The following is a 17,558-nucleotide window of genomic DNA, read 5'->3' on the forward strand; positions in this document are numbered from 1 at the left end:
TAGAGGCTTGAGATACATCCAAATATATCACATATTCATTTTTCGCAGAAAACAAATTCCGAACTATAATTTCGAAGTTCCGCATTTCCCGAATAGCTCGGAAGCATCAATACTGGACCGAATTCACACCGACGAATCCGGAGCCCGCAACAACATGCTCCAAAGTATACCCTCTTCAATTTAGGAGGCGATCGACTCTTTACGAAACCGCTTTCTACCAGTTCCACTTATCGGTCGTTCCCCCGCACGGGGAGCGACGCCACGACTTCCGCATCTGGCAAGTGCCGATCGTAGTTTCAATCCACGCTCCCGCACGGGGAGCGACAGTATGGCGTGAAAACCCTTGAGCAGCAAGGGTTTCTACGCCCGTTTTCGCGAAACCCCATTTTGCCTCGTCCTATAACAGCGATTTACCTGCCGGAAATGGCTAAAAAGCCAGGCACAGCAAGGGGTGCGAATCTCCCGGGAAAATCATGTTCGCTTGGGGTTCGCACTTTTTACTACCTTTTCGATCAGCCTGCGATAAACTTCATACTTAATATTACTCCCGGGTCGTGCAGATCGTCTTCCAGTCCGGTGACCGGTCGAAGTCGCCGCGTGACTGCAACGGCCAGCTTGAGCCCAGCACACGGCAAACACCCTCCAGTCTCGTTCAGAACCCGAACGAACGATCCGTTCATGCATGCAAGCTACCGTTCCCGCAGCCGGTTCAGCAGCGCTTCCAGTGCTTTTCCGCGATGGCTGATCGCGCGTTTCTCCTCTTGCGTCAGCTCTGCCATCGACCGGCCCAGCTCCGGCAGCCAGAACAGCGGATCGTAGCCGAAGCCGCCGCTGCCTCGCGGACGGTCGGCAATGAAGCCGGCCACATCTCCTTCCGCTTCGATGAAGGCGCCGCGCTCCGGATCATACAGCGCCAGCACGCACACGAACCGCCCCCGGCTGAGCAGCCGCGTTCCGTCCGGCAGCGTGCCGAGCGTCTCCGCACCGCGGCCTGTCAGCTCGGCCAGCAGCTTGGCGTTGTTATCGGCATCCGACGCTCCTTTGCCCGCGTACCGGGCCGAGTACACGCCCGGCGCACCGTCCAGCGCATCGACGCATAAGCCGGAATCGTCGGCAAGCGCCGGAACCCCGAGCAGCTCGCTTGCCGTCTTCGCCTTGATGCGCGCATTGTCGGCGAACGTCGAACCATCCTCCGGGATATCCGGAATAGACGGATAGTCAAGCAAGCTTTTCACCGCAACCTCCAATGCCGCGAAGGCGTGCGCGAACTCGCGGGCTTTGCCCGGATTTCGCGTCGCGATCACGATTTCCCGCTTGCGGCCCGTCATGGCGACACCTCCCCGATCCGCCGGCCGAGCTCGCCCAGCGTTTGCTTCTGCAGCTCGACAAGCTGGAGGATGCCGCGCTCCGCCAGACCGAGCATCGCATCCAGCTCGGAGCGGGAAAACGGCGCTTCTTCCCCTGTTCCCTGCACTTCCACGAACTTGCCGCTTCCCGTCATAACGACGTTCATATCGACCTTCGCTTTGGAATCCTCTTCATAATGCAGATCCAGCACCGGCTCCTCGCCGACGATACCGACGCTGACCGAAGCCAGGTAGTCGGTTATCGGGTAGCGGGGAAACGACGCCGTGCCCGAAAGCTTGTCCACAGCGAGCGCCAGCGCGAGAAACGAGCCTGTGATCGAGGTCGTGCGGGTGCCGCCGTCCGCTTGCAGCACGTCGCAATCGAGCGTAATCGTCCGTTCGCCCAATGCTTGCAGATCGACGACGGAGCGCAAAGCTCTTCCGATCAGCCGCTGAATCTCCATCGTACGCCCCGACAGTTTTCCCTTTGCCGATTCCCGCTGATTGCGCGTCTGCGTCGCCCGCGGCAGCATGGCATACTCCGCTGTAATCCACCCTTTGCCCTGCCCTTTCATGAAAGGGGGAACCCGCTCCTCGACGGATGCCGTGCACACGACACGCGTATCGCCCACCTCGATCAGTACGGATCCTTCCGCATATTTGTTTACTCCTAGCGTTACGTTGACCGGCCGTAGCTGGTCCGGTTTCCGACCGTCTGTTCTCATGTAGCTGGCCTCCTGCTCTGTCACTGATTGCTCCGTTAATCTCCCCCATTTTACCAAAGACATCTCGTAAAATCTATTTGCATCAATAGAGAAAGGAAGAGGCATGAACGACATGCCCCTCCTTGCTTGCCAGTCAGAGTTACGATTCCAGCGCGTTCACATGCTCCGGTTTGCTTACCGGCTCGCTGTAGGACATCCCTTTCGTATCGGTAATGCCGGTTTTGCCGTTCAGCATAATCTGCACCTTATCCGCTCCGGTGTTTTCGGCCAGCGACAGCACGACCGCCTCCAGCATTTCCGCCGGCGGCTTCTGACTCTCGTCATAGCCGAGCTCCAGCAGGTCTACGGTCACCGTCCCGTCTTTGCTCTCCAGTCGGTTCACCTGCACGTCGGGCGTCATGACGCCGATCAGGTCGCTGCCGTCAAGCGGGCCGGCAATCAATTGCTCCAGCGCGGCCTTGGCCGTATCGTCCGTCCGGTTAATGAGCCGGGTGACCGGAACGAAATATTGCTCGGCATCGGCCGTCTGGGAGGAGAAATAGAGTGTCACCGGCGTCGACCGGGTATAATCGACTCCGTCGTCCCATTCCAGATTGATACCGACGGCACGGGTCAGCGGCTCGTCGAGCGGAAAACCGTCAACCGGCATTTCGTTCAGCTTCTCGCCTTCGTAGCGGATTTCAACCTGCTTCACATCGGGCAGCGAAGTGAGCGTCCAAGTGACCGCCTCGACAATTTTGCGCTCATCCTCCGCATTGTATTCCGTGAACGGCTTGGAAAAATCGACGATGGCCAGCTGCTGGTCCTTCACCAGATTGTAGCCGAGCACCTCCGTCCCCTGAGGCAGTACCGGCGTGAAGTCTTCCGGGAGAAGATTGGCGTAACGGCCCCCTTCCACCATCATTTCGAGCGCCCTCTGACCGGCCTGCGCTTCCTGTTCCAATGCCGTATTGAGCGTCACCGGCGTCAAATAACCGTTCCCATCCCGCAAATAAACCGTCAACTGCGTTTGGTCGCCTTGCGTCGCAGCTGACTGTCCGTCATCCGCTCCTTGCGCTTGCTCCCCGGCGTTCCCGTCAATCTGCCCGTCTTGCTGCGTGTTGCCGCTTTCGGCGGGTGGCGGATCGATTTCCTTGCTCGTTTCCTGCGACAACCACCCGCATCCCGCCATGAAGACGGGTAGCATTAGCGCCCCTGCGAGCGCAGTCCGCCGAATCCATCGGTATTGCGTCATCTCGACCTTTCCTCCCCAAAATCGTATTTGCCGCTGCGGCTTGGTACAAACTCCCGTTTTGTAGTACTATGTATACGAGCCCTTCCCATTTTTAGACCAGCTTTTCGTCCAACAAATATAAGTCAAAGGGGGCATTGCCCAATGTCCGAACCGAAAGCATACAGCCTGGACAGCCGCCAAGTCGCCGAAGCGACCGAGCAATGGCTTGCCAAGCGCGGCGTAACGAAAACTGAAATTGCCGAGCTTGCTTACTTTTTGCAAAAAGATTATTTCCCGGAATTGACGATAGAGGAATGTCTCGAGAACGTCGATGCCGTTCTGTCGAAACGCGAAGTGCAAAATGCGGTGCTCACCGGTATCCAGCTCGATATTTTGGCGGAGGAAGGGAAGCTGATGTCCCCGCTGCAGGAGATGATCCGGAACGACGAAGGCCTTTATGGCTGCGACGAGGTGCTCGCGCTGTCCATTGTCAACGTCTACGGCAGCATCGGCTTCACTAATTTCGGCTACATCGACAAGCTGAAGCCGGGCATTCTGCTTAAGCTGAACAATAAAACCGACGGACAAACCCATACGTTCCTTGATGACATCGTCGGCGCGATCGCCGCTTCGGCGAGCAGCCGCATCGCCCACCGCAAACAGGCGGAGCGCGAGGACACGATCGATTAAACGTGCGCGAACCGACCTTCTGAAAAACCGGGTCATAGAAAAGACTGCCAGTTCCAATGAACTGGCAGTCTTTTCTATGACTCGTATACGCCGCTTACGTGCATATGCTGCTCCGATCCTGCCTCCGTGCGGCTGCCTGTCCGTCAGAACATCAGCCTGAACAGCGCCCCCAGCAGGATGTAGTAGGCGGTCAGCACGGCCGGGACGAAATAAAACGGCACGTCGCCGGAAGCCGCCCGCATCCCTTTGTACAGCACGTGCGCTGACAGCACGAGACCCCCGGCCAAAACGGAAAGGCCAAGCCAAGGGTGGATGAAGCCGAGCACCATGCTGGCCAGCGCGGCAGCCGCGAAATAAAGCTTGGTCAAACCGGCCATATTGAACGCCTGGACATTCTCCGCCGGCATCCGAAACAGTTTCGCTCCGCCAACGATCACGCCCGACAGCAGCAGCCACTGCAGGAGCGCGCCGAACAATACGCGGACAAACAGACTGAAGTAAGGCACATCGAATCCGTTAAATCCGCCAAATCCGCCAAAAATAAAGCTGAGCGCCCCCACCGTCTGATGCAAATAGACGAGCACGACGACAGCCAGAATGAGCGCGGCCGTGCCGGCTGCGACCAGACCGGGGACAAACGAACGAACAGCGGCCATATCCCCGAGCGCCTGCAACGGATGGAAAAGGTAATTGCGGGCGAGCGCCGCATAGGCTTCCGGCCGGTTCGTCTGAAAAGATGACGCCCCTTCCGCCGCCGTCTGACCGCCGCCGCAGTTTTCGCACACGGTTCCGGCATCATCCGCAATCGGTACGCCGCATTGCGTACAATATTTCATCGATTACACCGCCTATGAAATTAATATATGTAATCATAGACGCCTGTCTTAACATTTGTCAATATATGTTAGCCGCTGCGCGAAACCGGGCGACGCCGCCCTGTTCCGTCCGTACGGCTGCGCCGGCGGCCTCCAGCTCGACCAGATGAGCCAGCGTCTCCGCCATGGCGAATCGAAGATGATGCATATCGTCCGCAATCCGCGCGCCGAACAAACGAATACATACCTCATAACCGGTAAGCGGCTCCGCCAGCATAGCGGCAATCTCCTGCAACCGGCGCTCGTGGTGGGCGATCAGCTCGGCGATCCGGTCCGCGAAATTCGGAAACGGATCGCGATGTCCCGGAAAAGCCAGCTTCACATCGTACATCGCCAGCTCAGTCAGGTGATCCAGAAACGCCCGCAGCGGATTGCTATCCTCATCCGGTCCCGGCACAAGTCCGATATTGGGCGTAATGCGGGGGAGCACCTGATCACCGCAGATGATCCGCTTGCTCTCCCGTTGGTAGAACAGAAGCTGGCCGCGGGCATGTCCGGGAGCGGCGATCGTTTTCCACTCGAGGCCGTTCATCGCGATCCTTCCGCCCGCTTCGATGAAATCGACCGCCGGCTGCGGGGACACCTTCGCCACGAAGCTTTCCAGGTGGCCGGCTATCCCTTCCCGGAGCACATCCGGCATGCCGTGCGCCTTGAAGAGCGCATTCAGATCCGTCTCGAACGACCGCTTAGGCCCCCACAGCCGCAGCGTGTAATCGCGGGCTGCGCGCGACATATATACAGGCGCCCCGCTCCGCTCCTGAAACCAACCGGCAAGCCCGTAATGGTCCGGGTGCTGATGGGTCAGCACGATGCGCTCGATCGAGCCGAAGCCGATTCGCCGTTCCTTCAGCACCGCTTCCCATAGCGCTACCGCCTCTTCCGTATGCAGCCCCGGGTCGATCAGCGTCCATCCGCCTCCCGGCTCGGGCAACAAATAGGCGTTGACCCAGCGGAGCGAGAAGGGGAGCGGAACTTTGATCTGCAGCCAGCCATCCGGCCACGCCGTTACCGGCTCGCGCCTGCCGCTAGCGCCGTTCAACGTGCCGCCCTCCCGATCAGAATCAGTCTCGGCGAAGTTGCTTGCTCGTACGGCTGACCGTCGTACCCGCCGTATATTCTCCTCAGTTCGAGACCAGCCTCCGCGAGCGCCCGTTCAAACCAGTCGCGCCCAAGCAGCCGTACGCGTTCCTCGTAGTGCCGTTCCCCGTCTTCCGTTCGGATGGTGATCGTTTTGATCACGAAGCCGTCCTCGATTCGCCGCCGCTCCTCGATCGTCCAGCCGGTCTCGGGATCGACCCTTTCCGAATGCGGCACAAGATTGCGCTCGACGAAGACCGGGTTCAAGTAATCGATCAGAAATTGGCCGGCAGGCCGCAACACTCGCCGCAGCTCGCGCAGCACCGCGCAATTGTCGCGTTCATCGGTGAAATAGCCGAACGAGGTGAACAGATTGACCGTAACGTCGAAACGTCCGTCCGCAAACGGCAGCCGGCGCATATCGCCGCGCACCCATTCGACCCGGCCGCCTTCATCTTTTGCCCGCGCTTCGGCAAGCAGCGTTTCCGACAAATCCAGCCCCGTTACCCGGTAGCCGAGATCGGCCAGCGACAGCGCGTGCCTTCCCATGCCGCAGCCGACATCCAGCACTTCCGCCCCGGGCGGCAATGCCAGCCATCCGGCCATGTTCCGCACTTCCCGCTCCGCATTCTCCCTGTCCCGGTGCCTGTAGACGACCATATAATCAGAGCCGAAGCTCTTTTCATACCATTCCGGCATTGTACATTCCTCCCTGCGTGCATCGAAACTGCCGCATATCGTATCCATTTTACTGCAATCGTCCGCGGCGAGCAAAATCAACAGAGGCCAGCGACAGCAAGAAACGTTCGGGGCGCTCGGAAAATAGCCGTTTGGGCGGCTGTTTATCTTGATTTCGGAGGCGAACGTCGATCCGTTCGGGACCTTTTGGACCTGCCGACCGTTCTGAAACGGATGAGCCCGTGAGCCCGGAAGCGAGGCGGGGGCGACAGGTTGTCCCGGAGCCGCTGCGCGACGGTATGGAGCCGCCCGATTGCAGCCGGACTACAGCCACGACGCCAGTTCGATGCTCGTTTAGCCCCGGCACCTGTTTGATGCCGTTTAGCCCTAGCACCTGCTCGCTGCTGTTTAGCCCCGGGACCTGTTCGCCGCTGTTTAGCCCTAGCACCTGTTCGATGCCGTTTAGCCCCGGGACCTGTTCGATGCCGTTTAGCCCTAGCACCTGTTCGATGCCGTTTATCCCCGGCACCTGTTCGCCGCTGTTTTCATTCGTGTTAAATTGTTAAATCAACCAATCCTGCAAAAGTGCAGCTTTTTCCCGCTATCGACGGCCCGAACGTTCAAATTTCTGCGATAATACAGTATTTTTGACCTCCAAACGACGAGTCAGGCAGAAATGGTCAAAAATTCCTGTACTTTTGCAGGAATGTGAGCCAAAAGCGTCCGTAAGGGGCAAAAATCCTGCACTTTTGCAGTATTCACGGCCTTCAGCTGTTACCGACCCCTTTGGTCCGTTGGAATGGACCTGCTCGGCTGTTACCAGTGACATCAATTCGCTGGCAAAGCCCACTCGGCTGTTACCGGTCGCTCTAGCCTCATTGGAATGGGTCGCTCAGCCACCGGCGCATCGGTTCGCAGACATAGACCGCTTGGCTGTTACCGGCCACCCATGGTTCGCAGGTATAGACCGCTCGGCTGTTACCGGCCGCCCATGGTTCGCAGGCATAGACCGCTTGGCTGTTACCGGCCGCCCATATACCCGCTCGGCTGTCGCCGACAGCACCGGTTCGCTGAAGCGGCCAGATAGCAACATAATCGGCGGGGCGGGGGCCTCTCTTCCGAAAAAAACGGTGTAGACGTAGATGATGGCTTTGGCGAACATTTTGGGGTGAATCTTGTCCGCCACACGGTTACCGCGGTGAAAATCTTGTCGTCAGACAGTTGGCCGCCTCGTTGCCGACACGAGCTAGATGACCCGAAGGCATGTCATCCTCCAAGCTCATTAGCAAGCAGAGTCGATCCATGACAGATTGAACGTATAAAGAAACCGCTCCTTTCGTATAGGGTGGCTCGCCACTTCCATTTACCAAAGAGCGGTTACTTTTTCCAAGAGACAAATAGAAGGGACGATCCCTAGGCTATTCAAGACCTCTAGGGACAGCCCCTTCAAGCCCCTTCGTTTTTATCTTTCCATATGATCCTCCGGCTGTGCCGCCTTGACGCTCAGGCCGCCGTCCACCATCAGCAGATGGCCGTTCACCTGCATCGCCTCCTCCGATGCGAGAAAGACGACCGCATCCCCGATCTGGCGGGCCGTGCCGAGCCGCTTCATCGGATTGGCCTCCTCCTCGCGCCGGCGCTGCTCGGGATCGTTCAGAAAATCGGCGCACATATCGGTATCGACGGTGCTCGGCCCGACCGCGTTCACATTGATGTTGAAGCGGCCCAGCTCGATCGCCATTCCTTTCGTCAGCATGTGCGCGCCCGCTTTCGACGCCTGGTAATGCGGAATGACCGGACTGGTTACGACGACGCTCGCAGTTGACAGAACGTTAATAATTTTGCCGTACCGCCGCTCCACCATCCGCTTGGCAGCCCGCTGGGAACAGAGGAAGATCGACTTCAAATTGGTGTTGATCGTGCGGTCCCACGTCTCCTCCGTCGCCTTCAGGAACGGCTCGAACGGCGCCACGCCCGCATTGTTGACCAGAATTTCGACTTCGCCGAGCTCGCGCTCCACCTGCTCGAACATCGCCTCGACCTGCGCCTTGTTGCCGACGTCCGCGCGTACGACGATCGCCCGGCAGCCCAGCGCCTCTACCCGGGCTTTCACGCTCTCGGCAAGCTCGCGCGAGCTTGCCGACGTGTAGTTGATGGCGACATGCGCTCCTTCCTCCGCCAGCCGTATGACGATCGCCTCGCCGATGCCCCGGCTGCCTCCGGTGACGAGCGCGATCCGGTCTTTCAAACGCTGCATCTTTCTTTCCACCCTCCCGATTTCAACCTTTACAAGCTCGGACCGATCCGGTTAATGCTGAATTCGCGATGCCCCAATATTTCGGCTTTCGTCAGCTTGCCATCCGCCACCTCGCGAATTTCCCGCTCGATCCTGCGGCCGGCCTCCCTTAGATCGAATGCGCCGGTCAACAAACCGCTGACGTCCACGTCCATATTGTCTTCCATTCGGCGGTACATTTGGGCGTTGGCCGTAATTTTGATGACCGGCACGACGGCGGAGCCGGTCGGCGTGCCTCTGCCGGTCGTAAAGCAGACCAAATGCGCGCCTCCCGCAGCCATACCCGATACGCATTCGATGTCATTGCCAGGCGAATCCATAAAGTACAGGCCGCCGTTCGGAATTTGCTCGGCGTACTCGATAACGGCCCGGATCGGCGCTGTGCCGCATTTACTGATGCAGCCGAGCGACTTCTCCTCGATCGTGGACAGGCCGCCGGCAATATTGCCCGGGCTCGGGTTGCCGCCGCGCATATCGGCGCCGGCGCGCTCGACCTCGCGCTCGAACCGTTCGACGATCGAATAGAGCTTGCTCGAAACGTCCGGCGTCACGCAGCGCTCGGCAAGCAGATGTTCGGCGCCGATAATTTCGGTCGTCTCGCCGATGACGACCGCGCCGCCGTCGGCTATAATCGCATCCGCGGCGACACCCAGCGCCGGATTCGAAGCGAGACCCGAAGTCGCGTCCGAGCCGCCGCATTTGACGCCGATCCGCAGCTTGCTGAACGGCACGTCCACCTTCTCCACCCGATCCAGCTCCGCCCGCATCCGCCGCGCCAGCTCTACCCCGTGCTGAATCGCCTTGATCGAACCTCCGGCGCTCTGAATGTCGAACCATTCGACCGGTTTGCCCGTCTCGCGGATCGCGTCGGCAAGCGCCTGCGGATCGACCACTTCGCAGCCAAGGCTGACGATCAGCACGGCTCCGACGTTCGGATTGCGTCCCGTTCCCGCCAGCACGTCGAACGTCCGGTCCTTGTCCGCGCCGATCTGGCTGCAGCCGTGCTGGTGCGGAATGGCCACCGTATCCGGCACCATCTGTTCGATGCGGCTGCATACCTGATTCGCGCATATGACCGTCGGGATAATAAGCAAATGATTGCGGATGCCGAAATCGCCGTTGGCGCGCGCATAACCTTTAAACGTTTTCATACCGGCGCTTCTCCTTCCTTTCGGGCTTTGTCTCCCCGCCCGCGAATGCCTTCGATATTATGCACGTGCACGTGATGCCCCGGCTCGATGGCCCGGGTCGCCCGGCCGATCACCTCGCCGTATTTGCGGACGGAATCGCCTTCGGCGATCGGCACAATGGCGATTTTATGCCCGAATGGCACCGCTTCCATAACAGTGATCATATTGGTTCTTCCTTCGATGGTGTAGCTCAGCGTCTCTCCGGCCTGAAGATCGCGAAGCGCGGTCGCCACGTGATCGACGGCGTTCATCACGATGACATCGGCCCCAACCTGCACATGCTCGGCCATTCGATAGAAGCCTCCTTATCTATCCGGCTGTTTTGCGTTTTCGCGGCTTGCGCATTTTTCCCGGACAGTGTAATGTAGTGTTATCGGTAACTCTACCCTAGCAAAAACAAACTGCCGCTGTCAATGGCTTTTTGCGGACCAAGTTTCTTTTTGAGAAACGAAGTGTCTTTTTGCGAATTAAGTATCTTTTTGCGAATCAAGTGTCTTTTTGTGAATCAAGTATCTTTTTGCGAATCAAGCTTCTTTTTGCAGACCCACTGTCTTTGCGAATCAAGTATCTTTTTGCGAATCAAGTATCTTTTTGCAAACCCACTTTGCAAATCCAGTGTCTTTATACGAATCAAATGTCTTTTTGCGAACGAAGTTTCTTTTTGCGCCGATTCCCACGACTGCCATCAGGCCGAGCGCGATGGATACGGGCAATACCAAGTGTCTTTTTGCGGACCAAATGTCTTTTTGCGAACCTTTGAATAAACGGAGGGAATAGCGATCGTTACGATATACGATATTGCCAAAAAAGCGAATGTTTCCGCTATGACCGTCTCGCGCGTGATCAACAATACGGGACGAATCAGCGAAAAAACGAGGCTGAAAGTGCAGAAGGTAATGGAGGAGCTTCACTATGTTCCCAATGCGACGGCCCGCAGCCTCGTGCTGCAGCGAACGATGACGCTGTCGCTGCTCATTACCGACATCACGAACCCGTTCTATACGACCGTTGCCCGCGGAGCGGAAGACGCGGCGCGCGAGAACGGCTACAAGCTGCTGCTCGGCAACAGCGACGAAAGCGTCGACAAGGAAAGGGAATATATCGATACGGTATTGTCCACCCGGGTGGACGGCGTCCTGATTACGCCTTCGGGAGACCGTTCGCGTCCCCATCTCGAGACGCTCGCACGGCACGGCATCCCGTTCGTCATCCTCGACCGGGAAGTGCCCGGCATCGCCTGCGATTGCGTATTGGGGGACAGCGTAGGCGGCGCGCGCAAGCTGGTCGATTATTTGATCGGCCTCGGCCACCGGCGGATTGCCCTGGTCAACGGCTCGCCGGAAGTTTCGACGGCCCGGGACCGGCTGGCCGGCTACCGGCAAGCGCTCGCGGAACGCGGCATCGGCTTCGATCCGGCTTATGTGATGGAATCGAACTACCGGCCCCAGGATGCGGAAGCAGCCGCAGAACGGCTGCTGTCGCTTTCCCCTTCCCCGACCGCCGTTTTCGCCGCCAACAACCTGCTGGCTCTCAGTCTGCTGCAGTCGCTGCGCAAGCGCGGAATCGGGGTGCCGGAAGAGCTGTCGATCGTAACATTCGACGATTTCGGGTATATGTCGGTGCTCGATCCGTTCTTTACGCTGGTGGCCCAGCCGGCTTACGAGTTCGGCCGTCAGGGCATCAGCCTGCTGATCGAGCGGATCGAAAACCGGGACGCTCCCCCTCGGCGCATCGTACTGCCGAACGAGCTGACGACAGGACGTTCCGTGCGTCCGGCTGCGCCTTCGGCGTAAGCAGAACCCGGCATATTCGAAAAGCGCAGCTGACGGGCTGACGCTCACGTCGGCAGCCTGCGCAGCCGGTCCGTCGTCCGAAGCTGCTCGATCGTCGAAGCGCCGATACCGAACATCGTTGCGCGAAGCTCGAATTCGATTCGTTCGAACTGTTCCTCAAGCGGCTCCGTGCCGTCTGAGGAAGCGGCATTCCGGAGCAGCGTCCGCCCGAAACCGGCCAAATCGGCCCCAAGGGCGATCGCTTTCGCCGCTTCGACCCCATCGTGCAGGCCGCCGCTCGCTATAATATATGCGTCCGGCAACCGGTCACGCACTTCCTTCACGCAGTCGGACGTCGGCAATCCCCAGTCGGCAAACGCTTCCGCCGCTTTGCGGCGAAGCCCGTCCGCCGAGCGAAATTTCTCCACCTGAATCCAGGACGTGCCGCCCGCGCCGGCCACATCGAGAAACGCGACTCCCGCCTCGTGCAAGGCGGCGGCCGTGTCGGCATCGAAGCCGAAGCCGACTTCCTTCACACCGACCGGCACGCCCGCCGTCCGGCACACTTCCGCAATGCGGCGCAGCAGGCCGCCGAAGTTCGTATCTCCTTCGGGCTGAAACAGCTCCTGCATGCCGTTCAGGTGCAGCACCAGCGCATCCGCTTCCGCCAGCTCCACGGCACGGCGGCATTCATCGGCGCCGTAGCCGCAATTCAGTTGCACGGCTCCGAGGTTGGCGATAATCGGCGCGTTCGGCGCTTCCTTGCGAACGCGAAAAGTAGCGGCCAACTCTTCCCGCTCGATCGCCGCCCGCATCGAGCCGAGCGCGATGGCCCACCCGCGCGCTTCGGCCGCCTCCGCCAAGCGGCGGTTGATGGAAGCGGCTGCGGCGGTTCCCCCGGTCATGGAACTGACGAGCAGCGGAACGCGCAGCGGCTTGTCCAGAAATCGGGTCTCCGTCCGAATGCTTTCAAAATCCAGCTCCGGCAGCGCATTATGCACGAAGCGATACTTTTCGAATCCGGTCGTAACGCCTTCGCCTTCGACCCGCTCTTCCAGGCAAATCCGGATATGCTCCCCTTTTCGTTTTGCCGTCAGCGCGTCTTCCCTTTTCTCCCGCTGTTCCCGGCCAACGGTCATGATGCCGTCCCTCCTTCGTCATAAATCGAGATTTCCACTATTGCCCGTTCATCATAACGTACCGGCGGCCCTTATCGCAAGGTCGTTATAAATGATCGTTTTAATCATATTGTTGATTATTTTCGTCATTTTAATTGTTGGAATTCCAAACTTCCGTTAAAATAAAGAGTAAGAACAAACAAGATAGGAGTGCCGGAGTATGGAAATCCGCATTTTCGATGATCAAAGCGAGCTGGACCGTTACGCCGCGTCCCTGTTCGCCGAGACGGTGCGCCGGAAGCCCGATGCCGTGCTCGGCCTTGCGACAGGCTCGACACCGATCGGAATTTATGAAAAAATAGTGGAAGAACACCGCAGAGGCCTCTCCTTCCGGGAAGTGACGACTTTTAATCTGGATGAATATGTCGGTCTGCCCCGCAACCACGAGCAAAGCTATTATACGTACATGCAGAAGCATCTGTTTGCCCATATCGACATCCGGCCGGAAAACGTCCATCTGCCGAACGGCACGGCGGACGATCTGGCTGCCGAATGCGCCCGCTACGATGCGCTGCTCGCGAAGCACCCGATCGACATCCAATTGCTCGGGCTCGGCCATAACGGCCATATCGGCTTCAATGAACCGGACGAGTCCTTGATCGGGGGAACGCATGTCGTGGAGCTGAAGAGGGAGACGCTCGAAGCGAACGCCCGTTTCTTCACCTCGATCCGGGATGTTCCAACCCATGCGGTGACGATGGGAGTCGGCGCCATTCTGCGGGCAAAGACGATTGTGCTTGCGGCGCGCGGCACAGACAAGGCGCGAATTGTGAAGGAAGCGCTGCAGGGTCCGATTACGACGAAATGCCCCGCTTCCCTGCTGCAAACGCATGCCCATGTCATCGTGCTGCTGGACCGCGAAGCGGGGAGGGAATTGGAATGACGAAGCAGTCCCAGGAAAGCTGGCGCATAACCAATGTGCGCATCGTCGCAGATGAGGAAATCATCTCCGGCAGTCTCGTCGTCGCGGAGGGGAAAATCGCGGGCGTCTATCCGGAAGGTTCGGACGTTCCCGCTGCATACGGCGAACTGCCGGTTGTCGATGGCGAAGGCGGCTGGCTGCTGCCCGGTTTCATCGACGTTCACGTGCATGGCGGCAACGGCGCCGAATTTATGGAAGCGAGCCGCGAAGCGTTCGACCGGATTACGGCGTTTCACGCCGCGAACGGTACGACCTGCATGCTGGCGACGACGGTGACGGCTCCGCATGACGAAACGGAGGCCGTCATCCGCGAGGTCGCCGCGTACCGTGCCGGCGACATGCCTTATGCCGCGCTCCACGGCGTTCACCTGGAAGGGCCTTTCATCAGCGAGCGCTGGCCGGGCGCGCAAAATCCGGCATACATCGTCGATCCGCAGCCCGCATGGCTGGAGGATTGGATGGCCCGCTGGCCGGATACGATCCGGCTGCTGACGCTCGCCCCCGAACGCCGGGGCGCCGGCGATCTGATCGCCATGCTGGCGGAGCGCGGGGTCATTGTTGCCTGCGGGCATACGGATTCCGGCTACGATGACATCATCGCCGCAGTCGATCGCGGACTAAGCCATGCCGTCCATACGTTCAACGCGATGACGCCGCTTCACCACCGCAAGCCGGGCACGGTCGGAGCGGTGCTGACCGATCCGCGCATCTGCGCGGAAGTAATTGCGGACGGCCATCACGTTCATCCCGCCGCCATCCGGCTTCTCGTCGCCGCGAAGCCGGCCGACAAGCTGCTGCTCATCACGGACGCGATGGCGGCTGCCGGCCTGCCCGACGGCGAGTACAAGCTCGGCGAGCTCCCCGTTGTCGTGAAAGACGGGGCCGCGCGTTTGAAGGATGGCGACACGCTCGCCGGCAGCACCTTGACGATGATCGGTGCGCTCCGCTTTATGGTCGAACAAGTAGGGGTCAGCGTGCAGGACGCAAGCCGGATGGCAAGCGGCAATCCGGCGAAGCAGCTCGGCATCGCCGACCGGACCGGCCGCATCGCGCCGGGATTGCAGGCCGACCTCGTATGGACGGACGAACGTTTCGCCGTTCGCCAGACATGGGTGAGGGGCCGTACGGTTGCCCGCGCTTGAACATTACCGAAACGACGAAGGACTGTCCCGAAGCCGATTCGAACCGCCCTCCTTTTACGATAAGGGGAGCGTATCAATCAGGCAGAAGGACAGTCCTTTATTATGGATTTTAACCGGACAGGGCTTAACCGTTATCGCCGTCTGCGGCGATATGGACGGCGATGCCGCTCGTTCGGACCGCCTCCAGCAGCTCGGACGGCAGCGGCGCATCCGTAATGCAGACCTGCACGCCGGACAGCGGCGCGATCGAGAACAGCGATGTTTTGCCTACCTTGGAATGGTCGAACAGCACATAGGTCGCTTGGGAGCGGGCAATGAGCGCTTTGGCGATCTGGGCTTCCTGCTCGGAATACGTCGTAATGCCTCCGGCTGAAGAAATGCCGTCCACGCCGATGAACATTTTCCCGATATTCAACCGGCTTACGGTATCCTCCCCGAGCGGCCCGCACAGCTCGAAGCTGTTGTGGCGCATGATGCCGCCTGTGACGAGAACCTGGATATCGCTTCCGGCCAGCTCCATCGCAATGTTGACGGCGTTCGTAACGACCGTTATTCCTTTTCTCGTCTTCAGCAGCTTGGCGAGCAGGTACGTTGTCGTGCCTCCCGACAGTCCGACGACATCGCCTTCGGCAATGAGCGTCGAAGCCAGTCTGGCGATCCGCTCCTTCTCCAGGTAGGATAGCCCCTGCCGTTCGGAAAACGCCAAGTCGCGGGCGGCGTTCCATCCGTCGTACATGGCTCCGCCGATCGTACGAATGATCGGCTCCGTCTTCTCCAGCAGCTCCAGATCGCGCCGGGCGGTCGCCTCCGAACAGCCGAACCGGTCCACCATCTCTTGTACGGTAATTCGTCCTTGACGTTTGAGCAGCTCCATCACCGCTTCCCGGCGGCGATGGCTGCGGGACGATTGCGTTTCAGCCATTTTTACCTTTCCACCCATGCCTTGTTGTTGAGCCGCTGCTCCACAAGCGGCCATTCCGGCAGCGCTTCCCAATCCCCGCGCATCTGAACGACGAGCGAACCGACGATGCTGGCCAGCCGCACCGCTTCCTCCGGCGGCATTCCTTTCAAAATGCCGGCCAGAAAACCGGCGCAAAACCCGTCGCCCGCGCCGACCGTATCGACAACCCGCTCCGCCGGATAAAACGGCACTTCGGTGCGCTGCCCGCGATTCAGCACGATCGTCCGGTCGTCTTTGCCTTTAATGACCGTAACGGCCTTAAGCGCCGACAGCTTGTCCGCAATCGTCCCGAAATCGTCGCTGTCGTAAAGCAGACGAAGCTCGTCCCAACCGGGAAGAAAATAGTCGGCCTCTTCCGCCAGCGGCAGCAGCGTCTGCCGCGCCTCCTCGATCGTCCACAGCTTGAGCCGCAGATTCGGGTCGAAACAGACGGCGACGCCGGCTTCTCTGGCGATACGGACCGCTTCCCGCACGGTGGCCCGGCATTCCGGACTAAGCGCAGCCGTAATGCCCGTCACATGCAAAATTTTGCTGCCGCGTATATAATCGGCGTCCAGATGCTCCGGGCGCATCCGGCTGGCGGCGGAATGCTTGCGATAGTAGTGGACGGCAAGCTTGCCGGCAACCGTCTCGCGAAACATCAGACCGGTCGGCGCCTCGCCGTCCAGGCGAACGCGCGAAACGTCGACGCCCTCTCCGCGCAGCGTCTTCTTGATTATTCTGCCGAACGGATCGTCGCCGAGAACGCCGAACCAGCCGGCCGATACGCCGAGCCGGACGGCTCCGATCGCCACATTGCTTTCGGCCCCGCCGAAGCTTTGCTCCAGAAGCGCCGACCGTTCCAGCGCCCGATGCTCCGGCGGCATGAAAAGCCCCATCGTTTCCCCAAAAGTCACCAAATCCGGCGATAGCTGCTGTTTCAACTGCTTCTTCCTCCCTGCCCCGTCTGTGCCGTTCCCCGGTCAAGCCGTCAGAACGGAAATTTCATCAAATAAATAATGACGAGATACATAATGAGTACGGCGAAGCTCATTGCCCGCGCTTTGGCGATATAGGCCGTTGCGCTCCGGTTTTCGCGGATCGAGCCGACAATTTGCTTGAGCGGCTTGCTCATCATGCCGGAAACGGCCGCGATGCCGAGGAAGAGCACCGTCACGAGCACCATCCACAGCGGCGAATAGTTGCCCTGGGACATAATGTAGCCGCCTGTCAGCAATTGCACGACCAAAAAATATTGTGCGATCCGGTTGGCGGAAGACAAGCCTTCGGCCAAACCTTCCTGGCCGCCTCCAGCCAGCTTGGGCGCCTTGCCGAGAAGCACCGGCAGCACGATGTAAAATCCCATGCCGACAGCGCCGAGCAAGTGCAAAAACCACATGACATTAGACACTGTTTCATCCTCCTACAGGCATTCTTATGTCCAGTATACTCGAACCCGGCGGGAAACTCAAAAACGAACGGACGAACGGACGGAACGGATTCCCTTCGCGCTC

General features: G+C 59.4%; 17 protein-coding genes. 4 read left to right on the forward strand and 13 right to left on the reverse strand.

Annotated features, from left to right (window positions below; translation table 11 throughout):
• Window positions 1-689: 689 nt before the first annotated feature.
• The 3 genes from ABEV74_RS10640 to ABEV74_RS10650 form a co-directional block, all read right to left on the reverse strand.
• Window positions 690-1,328, reverse strand: coding sequence for an XTP/dITP diphosphatase (locus tag ABEV74_RS10640; protein ID WP_430145898.1), 639 nt, complete (start codon window positions 1,326-1,328; stop codon window positions 690-692).
• Window positions 1,325-2,071, reverse strand: coding sequence for a ribonuclease PH (gene rph, locus ABEV74_RS10645; protein WP_062491796.1), 747 nt, complete (start codon window positions 2,069-2,071; stop codon window positions 1,325-1,327). The genes ABEV74_RS10640 and rph overlap by 4 nt, the downstream gene beginning before the upstream one ends.
• A gap of 139 nt (window positions 2,072-2,210) precedes the next feature.
• Entirely contained in the window at window positions 2,211-3,305 is a 1,095-nt protein-coding gene (locus ABEV74_RS10650) for a GerMN domain-containing protein (RefSeq protein ID WP_430145899.1), read from the reverse strand.
• A gap of 141 nt (window positions 3,306-3,446) precedes the next feature.
• Here ABEV74_RS10650 and ABEV74_RS10655 point away from each other — a divergent pair, with 141 nt between their 5' ends.
• On the forward strand, window positions 3,447-3,974 hold the full coding sequence (locus ABEV74_RS10655) for a phosphatidylglycerophosphatase A family protein (protein ID WP_430145900.1): 528 nt from the start codon (window positions 3,447-3,449) through the stop codon (window positions 3,972-3,974).
• Between the two features lie 143 nt (window positions 3,975-4,117).
• Here the strand turns inward: ABEV74_RS10655 and ABEV74_RS10660 are convergent, their stop codons facing one another.
• The 6 genes from ABEV74_RS10660 to ABEV74_RS10685 form a co-directional block, all read right to left on the reverse strand.
• Window positions 4,118-4,810: a hypothetical protein gene (locus ABEV74_RS10660; protein ID WP_430145901.1), complete on the reverse strand. Its 693-nt coding sequence runs from the start codon at window positions 4,808-4,810 to the stop codon at window positions 4,118-4,120.
• 58 nt (window positions 4,811-4,868) lie between these two features.
• Window positions 4,869-5,888, reverse strand: coding sequence for an MBL fold metallo-hydrolase (locus ABEV74_RS10665; RefSeq protein ID WP_430145903.1), 1,020 nt, complete (start codon window positions 5,886-5,888; stop codon window positions 4,869-4,871).
• Window positions 5,885-6,625 (reverse strand): class I SAM-dependent methyltransferase, encoded by a 741-nt coding sequence (locus ABEV74_RS10670; protein ID WP_213531653.1) that lies wholly within the window; start codon window positions 6,623-6,625, stop codon window positions 5,885-5,887. Before ABEV74_RS10670 ends, ABEV74_RS10665 begins: the two co-directional genes overlap by 4 nt.
• A gap of 1,441 nt (window positions 6,626-8,066) precedes the next feature.
• The gene (locus ABEV74_RS10675; RefSeq protein ID WP_062491784.1) at window positions 8,067-8,861 is read right to left on the reverse strand and encodes an SDR family NAD(P)-dependent oxidoreductase; all 795 of its coding nucleotides are present in this window, start codon (window positions 8,859-8,861) and stop codon (window positions 8,067-8,069) included.
• Between the two features lie 29 nt (window positions 8,862-8,890).
• A complete protein-coding gene (locus ABEV74_RS10680) occupies window positions 8,891-10,051 on the reverse strand; it encodes a UxaA family hydrolase (RefSeq protein ID WP_430145906.1) in 1,161 nt (386 codons plus the stop codon).
• A complete protein-coding gene (locus tag ABEV74_RS10685) occupies window positions 10,048-10,380 on the reverse strand; it encodes a UxaA family hydrolase (protein WP_430145908.1) in 333 nt (110 codons plus the stop codon). Before ABEV74_RS10685 ends, ABEV74_RS10680 begins: the two co-directional genes overlap by 4 nt.
• A gap of 489 nt (window positions 10,381-10,869) precedes the next feature.
• On the opposite strand from ABEV74_RS10685, the gene ABEV74_RS10690 reads away from it, so the two are divergent.
• Window positions 10,870-11,883, forward strand: a complete 1,014-nt coding sequence (locus ABEV74_RS10690) for a LacI family DNA-binding transcriptional regulator (RefSeq protein ID WP_062491778.1) — start codon at window positions 10,870-10,872, stop codon at window positions 11,881-11,883.
• 44 nt (window positions 11,884-11,927) lie between these two features.
• Here the strand turns inward: ABEV74_RS10690 and fni are convergent, their stop codons facing one another.
• Window positions 11,928-13,001 carry a type 2 isopentenyl-diphosphate Delta-isomerase gene (gene fni / locus ABEV74_RS10695; RefSeq protein WP_430145910.1) on the reverse strand — a complete coding sequence of 358 codons (1,074 nt, stop codon included), beginning with the start codon at window positions 12,999-13,001 and terminating at the stop codon, window positions 11,928-11,930.
• 199 nt (window positions 13,002-13,200) lie between these two features.
• Here fni and nagB point away from each other — a divergent pair, with 199 nt between their 5' ends.
• Together nagB and nagA are read left to right on the forward strand one after the other, a co-directional pair.
• Window positions 13,201-13,923 (forward strand): glucosamine-6-phosphate deaminase, encoded by a 723-nt coding sequence (gene nagB / locus ABEV74_RS10700; RefSeq protein ID WP_430145912.1) that lies wholly within the window; start codon window positions 13,201-13,203, stop codon window positions 13,921-13,923.
• Window positions 13,920-15,104, forward strand: coding sequence for an N-acetylglucosamine-6-phosphate deacetylase (nagA, locus tag ABEV74_RS10705; protein WP_430145914.1), 1,185 nt, complete (start codon window positions 13,920-13,922; stop codon window positions 15,102-15,104). Before nagB ends, nagA begins: the two co-directional genes overlap by 4 nt.
• 124 nt (window positions 15,105-15,228) lie before the next feature.
• Here the strand turns inward: nagA and ABEV74_RS10710 are convergent, their stop codons facing one another.
• The 3 genes from ABEV74_RS10710 to ABEV74_RS10720 are packed head-to-tail and all read right to left on the reverse strand — an operon-like array spanning window position 15,229 to window position 17,455.
• A complete protein-coding gene (locus ABEV74_RS10710; RefSeq protein WP_430145916.1) occupies window positions 15,229-16,026 on the reverse strand; it encodes a DeoR/GlpR family DNA-binding transcription regulator in 798 nt (265 codons plus the stop codon).
• A 2-nt stretch (window positions 16,027-16,028) separates the two neighbouring features.
• A complete protein-coding gene (locus ABEV74_RS10715) occupies window positions 16,029-16,988 on the reverse strand; it encodes a sugar kinase (RefSeq protein ID WP_430145918.1) in 960 nt (319 codons plus the stop codon).
• 47 nt (window positions 16,989-17,035) lie between these two features.
• Window positions 17,036-17,455 (reverse strand): hypothetical protein, encoded by a 420-nt coding sequence (locus tag ABEV74_RS10720; protein WP_082655126.1) that lies wholly within the window; start codon window positions 17,453-17,455, stop codon window positions 17,036-17,038.
• Window positions 17,456-17,558 lie beyond the last annotated feature (103 nt).

This window comes from Paenibacillus cisolokensis, assembly GCF_050481165.1.
GTDB lineage: Bacteria > Bacillota > Bacilli > Paenibacillales > Paenibacillaceae > Paenibacillus_AH > Paenibacillus_AH cisolokensis.